Source organism: Mycobacterium sp. TH-M106 (assembly GCF_057473765.1).
The window spans coordinates 1-12,861 of the sequence record NZ_JBYCLE010000417.1; the positions used below are offsets into that span (position 1 = coordinate 1).

Sequence of the window (12,861 nt, forward strand, 5' to 3'; positions counted from 1 at the left end):
CCGGTCAATGGGGTATGGTGTAATTGGCAACACAGCTGATTCTGGTTCAGCCATTCTAGGTTCGAGTCCTGGTACCCCAGCAAAACCGGTCCGCCGCAAGCAATGAGATCGGCCGTATTGGCTTGAGCTATGCTGGCAGCTCGGCTTGGTTCTGGCCCCGTCGTCTAGCGGCCTAGGACGCCGCCCTCTCACGGCGGTAGCGTGGGTTCGAATCCCATCGGGGCTACATCGGGCTACATCCGCTATGTCACAGGCGCCGTGGAGCCACCTCGCGGCATCGCGGGTAGCCCGAGCTTGCGGTGGTCCCACGAACGGGTGCGGCGCGTGACGATCCGCACGGCGACCCGCTTGTGCATCATCTGATCGACCGCAGGTTTCATCTCGTCGGTATACGGGCCGGTGTAGCGCTCCCACACGCTGACCCCGACCCGGAAGATGGCGTCAGGATCCTCGACGATCTCGCCAACACCTTCGAACGACACCCCCCGCAGCGTGTTGTAGGTATCGCCGCCCTCGAGCAGGAAGCTGACCCTCGGATCGCGCCTGATGTTGACCGCCTTCTGGGACTTGGTCTTGGTCTCCAACCAGATCTCGCCGTCGAGTACTCCGTACCACATCGCGGTGAGGTGCGGCTGCCCGTCCGGCCCGACGGTGGCTAGCGTCCCCGTGCGACTGGTAGCGACGAAGTCGGCGATCTCGGTTGGCGACATGACGATCTGTGCACGCTGATTGGTTCCCACGTCAGTAGTCTGTCAGGCCGCCAGCACCCTGGCCGAGCATGCACAAAATCGCACTCGCGGCGTCCGCGGAGTGCGAGTCTGTGCATGCTCGCGACGCGCCTGCGCATCCTCGCACCGAGTCTGCGCGTGGCGTGCGACCCGCTACAGCCTGCGGGTGAGCGCGTCGGCCGCCTCGACCAGGTCCGTGGCCCACCGGGCGCCTGGTCGCCGGCCTATCCGGTCGATCGGGCCGGACACCGATATCGCCGCGACGACCGCCCCGTGCGGATCACGTACCGGCGCTGACACACTGGCCACCCCGGGCTCACGCTCGGCGACACTCTGCGCCCAGCCCCGCCGCCGTACCTGGGCCAGCACGCGATCGGTGAACTTGGCCTGCGGCAGCACCGCCTGTTGGGTGGCGGGGTCGGCGTAGGCCAACAACACCTTGGCCCCGGAGCCCGCCGTCATCGGCAGCCGGGTCCCGACCGGAACCGTGTCGCGAAGCCCGGCAGGCGGCTCTGCGGCCGCGACACAGACCCGCGAGGTTCCCTCGCGCCGGTACAGTTGCACACTCTCACCGGTGACCTCCCGCAGCCGGGGCAGCACCACCGTTCCAACGGCCAGCAGCGGGTCGTCGGCGTGCGCCGCCAGTTCGGCGACGGCGGGCCCGATCTGCCAGCGGCCGTCGGCGCCGCGCGCCAACAGGCGGTGGGCCTCGAGTCCGGCGGCCAGTCGGTGCGCGGTGGCCCGGGGAAGGCCGGTGCGCTCACAGAGTTCAGGCAGCCCGCACGGCGATTCGGCGATCGCGCCGAGTACGTCGACGACTTTGTCGAGAACGCCGATGCCGCTATGCTGTCCCATACTGAGATACTAATGTCTCACATCATGGGATAGCTGAAATATGGACACGACACGCAAGCCCCGCACCCTGGCCGAGAAGGTCTGGGACGAACATCTGGTGGCCTCCGGTGGTGGGACCGAACCAGACCTCATCTACGTCGATCTGCACATGATCCACGAGGTCACCAGCCCGCAGGCCTTCGAGGGCTTGCGGCTGGCCGGCCGGCGGGTCCGCCGGCCGGACCTGACCATCGCCACCGAGGACCACAACGTGCCGACCACCGACATCGACAAGCCGATCGCAGACCCGGTGTCGCGCAAGCAGGTCGAGACGTTGCGGCGCAACTGTGCGGAATTCGGCATTCGCCTGCATCCGATGGGCGACATCGACCAGGGCATCGTGCACATCATCGGTCCGCAGCTGGGGCTCACCCAGCCGGGGATGACGGTCGTCTGCGGAGACAGTCACACCTCCACCCACGGCGCATTCGGTGCGTTGGCGATGGGTATCGGCACCTCCGAGGTCGAGCATGTGCTGGCCACCCAGACGCTGCCGCTGCGACCGTTCAAGACGATGGCGGTCAACATCGACGGGGGACTACCGCCCGGTGTGACGGCCAAGGACATCATCCTGGCGGTAATCGCCAGGATCGGGACCGGCGGTGGCCAGGGCCATGTCATCGAATACCGGGGCAGCGCCGTGGAATCGTTGTCGGTGGAAGCCCGGATGACCATCTGCAACATGAGTATTGAAGCCGGGGCCCGGGCCGGGATGGTGGCACCCGATGACACCACCTACGAATATCTTCGCGGACGGCCACACGCTCCGACCGGAGCGGCCTGGGAAGCTGCCGTCGCCTACTGGCAGGGTCTGCGCACGGACCCGACTGCCGAATTCGACATCGAGGTCTACCTCGACGCGTCCTCGCTGACCCCGTTCGTCACCTGGGGCACCAATCCCGCCCAGGGCGTTCCGTTGGGCGACGCGGTGCCCGACCCGGAACTGATGACCAACGACGCCGAACGGCGAGCTGCCGAACGGGCATTGGAATACATGGACCTTCGACCCGGAACCCCGATGCGCGACATCGCGGTCGACACCGTATTCGTCGGATCGTGCACCAACGGCCGTATCGAGGATCTGCGCGCGGTGGCCGACGTGATGCGCGGACGCCGGGTGGCCGACAGCGTGCGAATGCTTATCGTGCCCGGCTCGATGGGGGTGCGACAGCAGGCCGAAGCCGAGGGACTTGACGAGGTTTTCGCCGCTGCCGGCGCCCAGTGGCGCCAGCCCGGATGCTCGATGTGCCTGGGCATGAACCCCGACCAACTTGCACCGGGACAGCGGTGTGCCTCGACGTCCAACCGCAACTTCGAGGGGCGGCAGGGCAAGGGCGGCCGTACGCACCTGGTGTCACCGGTCGTCGCCGCCGCTACCGCGATCCGCGGCACGCTGTCGGCGCCCGCTGACTTGACTTGACCGGCACGCCATTTAGGAGGAGCCCAATCATGGAAGCGTTTCACACCCACACCGGAATCGGCGTGCCGCTGCGCCGGTCCAACGTCGACACCGACCAGATCATCCCCGCGCGGTTTTTGAAGCGCATCACCCGAACCGGCTTCGAGGATGGGCTGTTCGCCGCCTGGCGGGCCGACCCGTCTTTCGTGCTCAACCTCAGCCCCTTCGACCGGGGTTCGGTGCTGGTGGCCGGGCCTGACTTCGGCACCGGATCCTCCCGCGAGCACGCAGTGTGGGCTCTGATGGACTACGGCTTCCGGGTGGTGATCTCATCCCGGTTCGCCGATATCTTCCGCAGCAACGCCGGGAAGGACGGGCTGCTGGCGGCTCAGGTCGCTCAAGACGATGTGGAAATCTTGTGGAAACTGATCGAGCAGAGCCCAGGGTTGGAAATCACTGCCAATCTTCACGATCGGACCATCGCCGCGGGAACGGTGATGGTGGCGTTCAATATTGACGACTACACCGCTTGGCGATTGACTGAAGGACTCGACGATATAGCCCTTACGCTGCGGAAACTGAGCAGAATCGACGCCTACGAGAAGACCCGGCCGGCCTGGAAACCACGGACCACACCCGTCAGCTGACGCCCCACAAGCGCAGCCAAATTACCGCCCGCGCCACCGACAACAGGGTGCCCGTCACCGACCAAGAGCGGCAACCGTATTGCCCGGGTCGCCGATAATTTCATTTGGAATTGCGCGTGGCTCTTGGATATCAGGGGCAGAAGGGTTTACCCTGATGCGCTAGTCGGTCCAGAGCGGGCCACTGGTTGCGGAGGGATTGGATGAACAAAGCAGAGCTGATCGATGAGCTCACACAGAAATTGGGCGCAGATCGTAGGTCGGCGACAGCCGCCGTCGAGAATGTCGTCGACACCATTGTGCGTGCGGTGCACAAGGGTGACAGCGTCACCATCACCGGTTTCGGTGTGTTCGAGCAACGGCACCGTGCGGCGCGTGTGGCCCGTAACCCACGCACCGGGGAAACGGTGAAGGTCAAGCCGACGTCCGTACCGGCATTTCGGCCAGGCGCGCAATTCAAGGCGGTTGTGTCAGGCGCGCAGCGACTCCCGGCGCAAGGACCCGCCGTCAAGCGTGGCGTAGTGGCGGGTGGGGCCAGGAAGGCGGTGAAGAAGTCGCCGGCCAAGAAAGCCACCCGGGCTGCCGCGAAGAAGACCGCCGTCAAGGCACCGGCTCGCGCAGCTGCGAAGGCAGCGAAGAAAGCCGCCCCGGCCAAAAAGACCGCAGCCAAGCGGGCTCCGGCCAAAAAGACCGCAGCCAAGCGGTCTCCGGCCAAAAAGGCGGCGGTGAAGAAGGCTCCGGTCCGCAAGGCCGCAGCCAAGCGGTCTCCGGCCAAAAAGGCGGCGGCGAAGAAGGCCCCGGCCCGCAAGGCCCCGGCCCGCAAGGCCACGGCCCGGCGGGGCCGCAAATAGGCACATGCCGATGGGCCAGCGCCGCGGGACGTGACGTTCCGCGGCGCTCGGCTTGGTGGCGCATTGTCAGGAGTGCTGAGCCTGATCTTTAGCGGCCACCGCGCTGCCGATGTGGTCGGCGGCGATCAGTTGCCCACCGGATAGCGACAGCACCCAGGTGCTGCCCTTGCGGTTTCGGGATTTGTCGGGGCGCACACCGTCGCGCTCACACCACCACGTGATGAGATCTGGAATCACCTTGCCCTGAGTGCAGATCACCGGGGTGCGCCCCGCTTGCGCGATCTGCAGCATGCGCCGCCGGGCTGGTTTCGGATTGTGCGCATAGGCTTCCTCGGTCAGCTCGGGTTCGTTGCAGACGACCACACCGAGTTCGGCGGCTAACGGCCCCACCGTTTGGTGGCAGCGCAACCTGTCGGCGGCATGCACATCGGTGGCACCGAACGCCAGCAGCACGCCGGTCAGGGAGTTGGCCTGCTCGCGCCCCTGCTTGTCCAGCGGCCGCTGGCTATCATCACCGGAGAATCTGGACTTACGGCCGGCGGTTGCGTGCCGGACGATGAGAACCGTCTGGGTGTCGGCGGGGTATCTGACGAACCGGCGCAGGATCTTTCGATCGTAGGTGTATCGGAGTTTCTTCATCGCATCCGGCACCGGTAGCCACACCATGTCGTCAACCTCGGTACCCGCGGCGAATTCACCCCCGAGACTGCGGGCCGCCCAGTAGCGGACTTTTTTGACGCCCTGCTGGACCGGATAGCTCACCGTACCCAGGCGCCGGCCCAGGTGGGCGCGGTGGCCGGTCTCTTCGAGGATTTCCCGCACCGCGGTCACCGGCTCGGTTTCACCCGGATCGACCTTGCCTTTGGGCAGCGTCCAGTCGTCGTAGCGGGGCCGGTGAATGAGTGCGACCTCGACCGCCTTGCGCCCCTTACGTGCTGGCCGCCACAGCACACCCCCGGCTGCATAGATCTTCCTGACCGCAGCGACATCGCCATCCGGCGGTGTCCTTTTCGGCACCTTGACTCCTGCAGGTCAATTCCGGCCCGCGTGCACCGCGGATGTGGTCGGGTCAGGGACTTCAGGGGCTCCGGTGCCGCTCCATCAGCGATACCTGGTAATCACGTACGGTCTGGCCGGGCTGCGGCGATGCGGTCCACTTGCCGTCGGGCCCGAGCTCCCAGCAGCGGGTGGAGCTATCCAGTGCGGACTCGAACACGTCGTCGAGCTGCGCAGTCAGCCTGGGGTCTTTGACTTGGACCATGACCTCGATCCTACGGTCGAGGTTTCGGTGCATCATGTCGGCGCTGCCGATCCAGAACTCGTCGATTGCGCGACAGTAGATGATGCGTGAATGCTCCAGGAAGCGTCCGAGAATCGAACGCACGGTGATGTTCTCGGAAAACCCGGCCACGCCGGGGCGCAGCGCGCAGATGCCGCGCACCACCAACTCGACCCGCACGCCGGCGCGTGATGCCCGGTAGAGCGCGTCGATCACCTGCTCGTCGACCAGCGAGTTGAGCTTGAGCCGGATCCGGCCGTTACCGCCGGCGCGGTGCGCGGCGACCTCTCGCTCGATGCGTTCGATGATTCCGGTGCGCACGCCGTACGGTGCCACCAACAGGTTTCGGTAGACCACCTTCCGTGAGTATCCGGTGAGCGAGTTGAACAGATCGGTCAGATCGGCACCGATGTCCGGGGCCGCGGTCAGCAGCCCGATATCCTCGTAGAGTCGAGCGGTCTTGCTGTTGTAGTTGCCGGTGCCGATGTGACAGTACCGACGGATGGTCGAGCCTTCGCGGCGCACGACAAGTGCGGTCTTGCAGTGCGTTTTCAACCCGACCAGCCCGTACACCACGTGCACCCCGGCATGTTCGAGCTGGCGTGCCCACTTGATGTTGGCCTGTTCGTCGAACCGCGCCTTGAGCTCGACCAGTGCCACCACCTGTTTTCCGGCTTCGGCAGCATCGATCAATGCGGTGACGATCGGCGAGTCACCCGAAGTGCGGTACAGCGTCTGCTTGATCGCCAGCACCCCCGGATCGGCGGCGGCCTGCTCGATGAACCGCTGCACGCTGGTGGAGAAGGAATCATACGGGTGGTGCACCAGCACATCACCCTCGCGCAGGGTGGCGAAGATGCTTTTGGGGGTTTCCCGCTCTGCGAAAGCCGGATGAGTGGCCGGGACGAAGGCCGGGTCTTTGAGATCCGGCCGATCCTGGCGGTAGATCTGCGAGAGCGACGACAAGTCGAGCAGCCCGGGCACCTCGATGACGTCACCGGGGTGTACGTCGAGTTCGCGCAGCAACAGTCCCAGCATGTTCTCGGTCATGTCGTCGGAGACCTCCAGGCGCACCGGCGACCCGAACCGGCGCCGCGCCAGCTCCCGCTCCAGGGCCTGCAGCAGATCCTCGTCACGGTCCTCTTCGACCTCGAAATCTGCGTTGCGGGTGATGCGGAACACATGGTGCTCGACGATCTGAAGGCCCGGGAACAGCACCGGGAGGAAGGCCGCGATCAACTCCTCAGTCGGCAGGAAGCGGATCTCGGCTCGCTGGCCGTCCCCATAAATGTCCGTGCTGCCGTTGGTGCGAGCGCCGAGCTCGACGAAGCGATCGACATTGTCGGGAACCTTGATCCGGGCGAAGTGCTGCCCGCCGTCCTCGGGGCGGCGCACCGTGACCGCCAGGTTCAGGCTCAGCCCGCTGACGAACGGAAACGGGTGTGCCGGGTCGACAGCCAGCGGGGTCAGCACCGGGAACACCTGGTCGTGAAAGTAGGCCGACAATTGCTCGCGCTCCGCCTCGTCCAGGTCGGCCCAGGTGACGATGTGCATTCCCTCGTCAGCCAGCGCGGGGCGAACTGAGTCGAGGAATACCCGGGCGTGCCGGGTGGCAATCTGCTGGGTCTCTTCGCCGATACGGCGCAGTTGCTCGCGCGGGGTCAAGCCGTCCGCCGAGCGCACCGACAGCCCCATCTCGTCGCGCCGTTTGAGGCCGGCCACCCGAACCATGTAGAACTCGTCGAGGTTGGAGGCGAAGATTGCCAGGAAATTGGCCCGCTCCAGCAAGGGCAGTGAGGTGTCGGCGGCTAGCGCCAGTACCCGGGCGTTGAAGTCCAGCCAGCTCAGTTCGCGGTTCAGATAGCGATCATCGGGAAGTTCGTCGTCGGCGGTAGGCTCTTGGACCACCGTGGCTGCCGGTGGGGCAGCCGGCGCGGTGTCGCTGGGGTGCCAGTCTGTCTCGTCGGTGCGCAGCTCGCCTATTTGGGTCGCTTTGATGTCGGTCACAGGGAAATCATTACTCATCTCGGGCGGTGCTGCCACCGTGGCGGCAGCTCGCCATCTCGCCATTGTGGTGCCCGGCCGGACCGCAATCAACGCACGACGGCCCGCGCGGTCGACGTCCCGACGCCGAGTCCACACGCAACCGCCAGATCCTCGGGTGTGTCGACGTCGCAGCGCAGACCCGGCCAGGCGCCGGTGAGCTCTACCGCACCCGAATGACGGTGTAGCGAAGAGGAGTTCCGTCCGAAGCGCGGGTCGAGGGCAGCGCCGAAGGCAAAGAGCGCTGCGGTGCCGGCCCCATGCCGGTCGGCCACGAAGCTCCGCCGGTGCGAACGGGCGGCCGCGATCGCCTCGGCGAGTTCATGGGTTTGCAGTGCCGGCAGATCGCCTTGCAAGGCAACGATGTTGGCAACCGATTCGGCGACCGCGCGTTCGGCGGCGAGCAGCGCGTTGTTGAGCGGATCCCGGTGACCCGCCGGGGTCGGGTCACGCAATACGTTGGCGCCGAACTCAGCCGCCGCCGCCGCGGCAGCATCGTCGGGCGTGACCACCGTGATGCAGCACAGTGACTCGACCTTCGTTGCCGCGATGATGGTGTCGACCAGCATGGCCAGCACCACGTCCTCGCGGGCACCGGCCGGAAAGGCTGTCGCCAACCGGGTCTTGGCGGTCTCCAGCCGCTTGACGGCGATGATCAGACCGACATCGCGCATGACGCTCATCCTGCCAGCGTCGCCATGCGGCACGCTTTAGGGTGAAGCCCGGCCGGAGAGAGTCGGAGAGGGCCGGAGAGAGCCGGAGAGGGCCGGAGAGAGGCGGAGAGAGGTGGTGGCAATGGCCGACAGCGACGGCACCGTTGCGGTGATGGGTGCCGGCGCGTGGGGAACGGCTCTGGCCAAGGTGCTGGCCGACGCCGGCAGCGAGGTCAGGTTGTGGGCACGTCGGCCCGATCTCGCCGAAGCGATCAACGTCACCCGATGCAACCCCGACCATCTGCCCGGTGTGCGGCTGCCGGCCGGGATCTGCGCCACCTCCGACGCGGCCGAAGCTCTGGGCGGTGTGACGACGGTGCTCCTCGGGGTGCCCGCACAGGCGATGCGGTCCAACCTTTTGGCGTGGACTCCGCTGCTCACCGAGAGCGCCACCCTGGTCAGCCTGGCCAAGGGCATCGAATTGGGCACCCTGATGCGAATGAGCCAGGTCATCGTCGCGGTGACCGGCGTCGACCCTGCTCAGGTGGCGGTGCTGTCCGGGCCCAACCTGGCCGGTGAGATCGCCGACGGGCAGCCAGCCGCCACCGTCGTCGCCTGCAGTGACTCCGGGCGGGCGGTGGCGTTGCAGCGCATGCTCAACAACGGATACTTCCGCCCCTACACCAACGCCGACGTGGTCGGAACCGAGGTCGGCGGTGCCTGCAAGAACGTCATCGCGCTGGCGTGCGGCATGGCCGCCGGTGTGGGCCTGGGCGAGAACACCGCGGCGGCGATCATCACCCGGGGGTTGGCTGAGATCATCCGGCTGGGCATCGCGCTGGGGGCCAAGGGCGCCACGCTGGCGGGCCTGGCCGGGGTGGGTGACCTGGTGGCCAGCTGCACCTCGCCGCAGTCACGGAACAGGTCCTTCGGCGAGCGACTCGGCCGGGGTGAGGCGGTGGCGCCGACGCTGCAGGCGCTGGGGACCGGAGACGGCGGGCACGGCCACGTCATCGAGGGGGTGACGTCGTGTCAATCGGTGCTGGCACTGGCATCCAGCTACGACGTCGAGATGCCACTCACCGACGCTGTGCACCGGGTCTGCCACCGGGGGCTGTCGGTCAGCGAGGCTGTTGCGCTGTTGCTGGGACGCCGCACTAAACCGGAGTGACCGAATTCTTGGGCGCCAGCCTCGCCATTTATGGTGGGGTGAGCCCATCCCGTGTATCGCCGGGCGCAGCCCGGCGCTCAGAGTGGTCGGGTTTGTCCATCGATGCACTGCTCGATGATGGACAGGGGCGCGCCGACGCATGTGCGGTCGTGGCCGCTGCGACCGAATCCAACGCAGTGCCGTGAGATCGGTATCCGGTTTTTCACCGGGGTGCGGGTGTATAACGCGGTGCTGGGGGAGTTCATCACGCGTAGCCGCGCGGTGAAGGCCGATCCGGACTGGCAGGTGGTGCGGGAGCTGCCGCACCGCGGTCCAGCTGAGTGTCAGGTCCGGCGATCGGCTTTTCGGGCGGTGCAGGCCGCGCATGGGTTCACCGCCGATGCCGCGCAGTCATTCGCCTCGTCGCTGCGCACGTCATGGGTGCGCGAACAGTTGCCTGCTCAGGAGACCCAGAACCTGGGGGCGCGAGCGTTCGACGCTGTCAAACACTGGCACCTCGGTAAGAAGGGCAAGCCGCGGTTCACGTCGGCCAGGCGGGGCCTGCGTTCGTTGGCGGCCAAGGACGGCAACGGTGCGTTGCGTTCCAAGATCGATGAGGCTGGGCGGCTGCTCGGTTTGCAGTGGGGAGCGGGGTTTGTGGTGGCGATCGCCGTGCCGGCCGCGTCGGGGCGGCGCGGGATGGAACAGCAGGCCGAGTTCGCCGAGATTGAGGCGCTGATCGAACGGAGCGCCACGCGGGTGGCCGAGTTGCATCGCCGCCTGGCCGCCCACCGCAAGACGTTGCATGGGGCGCTGGGCAACCGGCTGCTGGGCCACGGCGCCCAGATCGCGTGCGAGCGGCTGGATTATGGGTCGTGGCAGAAGAACTTCCCGAGCAGTGTGCGCGATAGGGCGCCAGGGTTGCTGGTGGAGATGATGGGCCGCAAGGCTGAAAGCGCCGGCGGGCAGCGGCTCTACGAGTACAACCCGCGCACCACCGCTTTGTCGCAAACCTGCCTGTGCGGGAACCGCAAGAAAAAGCCGCTTTCGCAACGGGTGCACCGCTGCGAGTGCGGCATTCGAGAAGATCGTGACCTTTTTTCGGCCTACCTGGGACTGCATGTCCGCACCAGGGCCGATGGGGTCGATCGGCTGGACTTGCAGGCAGCCAACATTGGCTGGCTGCATCGTCAGGATGTCGACGAGTCACCGAAGTCCAGCCGTAGTGCGCAAGCACGTAAGCGGCGAGGCCGCAGGCATCCGCCCTCGCGGAGGTCGGTGGCGCGCATCAAAGCCCGACGCGCAGCGCGGGCCACGATGCGACAGAGCCGCTCGGCGCGAACCTCCACTGCCGACCAGCCCACGGCGATAGCCGCATGAACGGCCATCGAGACAGCCGGCCGGCACGAGGAATCCCCGCAGTTCACCGCGGGGAGGACGTCAACAGCGGTAGCCTCTCTAGGTTGTGGACGCCCCCAGCTCCCCCGATGCCGGGGACCGGGTCCGGGTGGCCGTCGTGTTCGGTGGCCGCAGCAGCGAGCACGCCATCTCCTGCGTGTCGGCGGGCAGCATCCTGCGAAACCTCGACCCGCAGCGGTTCGAGGTGGTCGCGGTGGGCATCACGCCGCAAGGCGCCTGGGTGCTCACCGACGGCGACCCGCAGACGTTGGCGATCACCAACCGGCAGCTGCCGGGGGTGACGGCGGCGTCGGGCACCGAGCTGGCCCTGCCCGCCGACCCGCAGCGCGCCGGCCAGCTGGTCGCGTTGTCGACCGGCGCCGGGGAGGTGCTGGCCTCGGTCGACGTGGTGTTCCCGGTGCTGCACGGCCCGTACGGCGAGGACGGCACCATCCAGGGGCTGCTCGAGCTGGCCGGGGTGCCCTACGTGGGAGCGGGGGTGCTGGCCAGTGCCGCCGGCATGGACAAGGAGTTCACCAAGAAGCTGCTGACCGTCGCGGGATTGCCGATCGGCCCGCATGTGGTGCTCAGATCGGCACAACCGCTGCCGACGATCGAGGAGCGCCAGTGGCTGGGACTGCCGGTGTTCGTCAAACCCGCCCGCGGCGGCTCGTCGATCGGGGTCAGCCGGGTGTCGCACGCCGACGAGCTGCCCGCTGCGATTGCCGACGCCCGTCGGCACGACCCGAAGGTGATCGTCGAGGCCGCGATCTCCGGTCGCGAACTGGAGTGCGGGGTGCTCGAATTCCCAGACGGCTCCGTGGCGGCCAGCACGGTGGGCGAGATCCGGGTGGCCGGGGTCCGCGGCCGGGAGGACTCCTTCTACGACTTCGCCACGAAATACCTCGACGACGCGGCTGAGTTGGATGTGCCCGCCAAGATCGACGACGAGGTCGCCGACGAGGTGCGGCGGCTGGCGGTCCGGGCGTTCACGGCGCTGGACTGCCAGGGCCTGGCCCGGGTGGACTTCTTCCTCACCGACGATGGCCCGGTGGTCAACGAGGTCAACACCATGCCGGGGTTCACCACGATCTCGATGTATCCACGGATGTGGGCGGCCAGCGGCGTCGACTATCCGACCCTGTTGGCGACGATGGTCGACACCGCGTTGGCGCGCGGGACCGGGCTGCGCTGAGCAACGTCAATTAGGCGGCGCCGGGTTGATCGGGACGGCCGCGATGGTGTCGGCGATCAGCTCGGATAGTTGCTGGATCGGCGTCGGCCCCGATCCGGGTGGCAGCGTGAGCGCCACATAGACCGGCCGGTCCACGGTGTACCAGGTGGACCAGGTCGATAGGCCTTCGGCATGCATCTCGAACCACTGCACCGAGTCGACGACCTGGATCGGCGCGCCCACCACGAACTCGGCCGGGCGGTCCAGTCCGCAGCGCAGCACCACCGGTTCGCCGCCGTCAGCCCAGGCGGCCGCGCCCTCGGGCGCGGGTGGTGCCAGCGGTGCGCGTCGATCGTCGCCGAGCCGCGCCGGCAGCGCTTCCAGCAGCGCTTGACATGCCGGGTCGGTGGCGTGCGGGGCAGCGACGGCGGGAATGGCGACCGGTTGTTGCGGTGTCCGGCGGGTCGCCGCGATCGCCAGCACGGCCCCGACCGCCGCGACCGCGACCACAAAGGCCGCGATCAGCGCTACCCGCGGCGGCCCATCCGGATCGTTGACGTCCTCCCCGCAGTGAACTGGGGAGGTTCCTCGTGCTGGCCGGCTGTCTCGATGGCCGTTCATGCGACGATCGCCGTGGGCTGGTCGGTA

12 protein-coding genes and 2 tRNA genes are annotated in these 12,861 nt (G+C 67.2%); 8 read left to right on the forward strand and 6 right to left on the reverse strand.

The genetic code is table 11. From position 1 onward, the window contains the following. Window positions 1–8: 8 nt before the first annotated feature. Together AC2VOP_RS14565 and AC2VOP_RS14570 are read left to right on the forward strand one after the other, a co-directional pair. Window positions 9–80, forward strand: a tRNA-Gln gene (locus tag AC2VOP_RS14565). A 73-nt stretch (window positions 81–153) separates the two neighbouring features. After that, window positions 154–226, forward strand: a tRNA-Glu gene (locus AC2VOP_RS14570). Window positions 227–242: 16 nt separating this feature from the next. Here the strand turns inward: AC2VOP_RS14570 and AC2VOP_RS14575 are convergent. Together AC2VOP_RS14575 and AC2VOP_RS14580 are read right to left on the reverse strand one after the other, a co-directional pair. Continuing rightward, complete coding sequence (locus AC2VOP_RS14575) at window positions 243–740, reverse strand: pyridoxamine 5'-phosphate oxidase family protein (RefSeq protein WP_486961634.1); 498 nt, start codon at window positions 738–740, stop codon at window positions 243–245. A gap of 141 nt (window positions 741–881) precedes the next feature. After that, a complete protein-coding gene (locus AC2VOP_RS14580) occupies window positions 882–1,583 on the reverse strand; it encodes an IclR family transcriptional regulator (RefSeq protein ID WP_486961635.1) in 702 nt (233 codons plus the stop codon). A gap of 40 nt (window positions 1,584–1,623) precedes the next feature. On the opposite strand from AC2VOP_RS14580, the gene leuC reads away from it, so the two are divergent. From leuC to AC2VOP_RS14595, 3 genes are all read left to right on the forward strand, one after another. Next, window positions 1,624–3,042: a 3-isopropylmalate dehydratase large subunit gene (gene leuC, locus AC2VOP_RS14585; RefSeq protein ID WP_486961636.1), complete on the forward strand. Its 1,419-nt coding sequence runs from the start codon at window positions 1,624–1,626 to the stop codon at window positions 3,040–3,042. A gap of 29 nt (window positions 3,043–3,071) precedes the next feature. Next, window positions 3,072–3,668 (forward strand): 3-isopropylmalate dehydratase small subunit, encoded by a 597-nt coding sequence (gene leuD / locus AC2VOP_RS14590; RefSeq protein ID WP_486961637.1) that lies wholly within the window; start codon window positions 3,072–3,074, stop codon window positions 3,666–3,668. A 200-nt stretch (window positions 3,669–3,868) separates the two neighbouring features. Beyond that, window positions 3,869–4,516, forward strand: coding sequence for an HU family DNA-binding protein (locus AC2VOP_RS14595; protein ID WP_486961638.1), 648 nt, complete (start codon window positions 3,869–3,871; stop codon window positions 4,514–4,516). Window positions 4,517–4,582: 66 nt separating this feature from the next. On the opposite strand, the gene mutT1 is transcribed toward AC2VOP_RS14595, so the two are convergent. From mutT1 to cofC, 3 genes are all read right to left on the reverse strand, one after another. Continuing rightward, complete coding sequence (mutT1, locus tag AC2VOP_RS14600; protein WP_486961639.1) at window positions 4,583–5,533, reverse strand: 8-oxo-(d)GTP phosphatase MutT1; 951 nt, start codon at window positions 5,531–5,533, stop codon at window positions 4,583–4,585. Window positions 5,534–5,594: 61 nt separating this feature from the next. Then, the gene (locus AC2VOP_RS14605; RefSeq protein ID WP_486961644.1) at window positions 5,595–7,820 is read right to left on the reverse strand and encodes an RNA degradosome polyphosphate kinase; all 2,226 of its coding nucleotides are present in this window, start codon (window positions 7,818–7,820) and stop codon (window positions 5,595–5,597) included. Window positions 7,821–7,888: 68 nt separating this feature from the next. Then, entirely contained in the window at window positions 7,889–8,521 is a 633-nt protein-coding gene (gene cofC, locus AC2VOP_RS14610) for a 2-phospho-L-lactate guanylyltransferase (protein WP_486961640.1), read from the reverse strand. Between the two features lie 112 nt (window positions 8,522–8,633). Here cofC and AC2VOP_RS14615 point away from each other — a divergent pair, with 112 nt between their 5' ends. From AC2VOP_RS14615 to AC2VOP_RS14625, 3 genes are all read left to right on the forward strand, one after another. Continuing rightward, window positions 8,634–9,662, forward strand: a complete 1,029-nt coding sequence (locus AC2VOP_RS14615; RefSeq protein WP_486961641.1) for an NAD(P)H-dependent glycerol-3-phosphate dehydrogenase — start codon at window positions 8,634–8,636, stop codon at window positions 9,660–9,662. Window positions 9,663–9,776: 114 nt separating this feature from the next. After that, entirely contained in the window at window positions 9,777–11,021 is a 1,245-nt protein-coding gene (locus AC2VOP_RS14620) for a zinc ribbon domain-containing protein (RefSeq protein ID WP_486961642.1), read from the forward strand. An 85-nt stretch (window positions 11,022–11,106) separates the two neighbouring features. Then, the gene (locus AC2VOP_RS14625; protein ID WP_486961643.1) at window positions 11,107–12,234 is read left to right on the forward strand and encodes a D-alanine--D-alanine ligase family protein; all 1,128 of its coding nucleotides are present in this window, start codon (window positions 11,107–11,109) and stop codon (window positions 12,232–12,234) included. A gap of 6 nt (window positions 12,235–12,240) precedes the next feature. On the opposite strand, the gene AC2VOP_RS14630 is transcribed toward AC2VOP_RS14625, so the two are convergent. Continuing rightward, window positions 12,241–12,834, reverse strand: a complete 594-nt coding sequence (locus AC2VOP_RS14630) for a DUF3515 domain-containing protein (RefSeq protein WP_486961645.1) — start codon at window positions 12,832–12,834, stop codon at window positions 12,241–12,243. Between the last annotated feature and the right edge of the window lie 27 nt (window positions 12,835–12,861).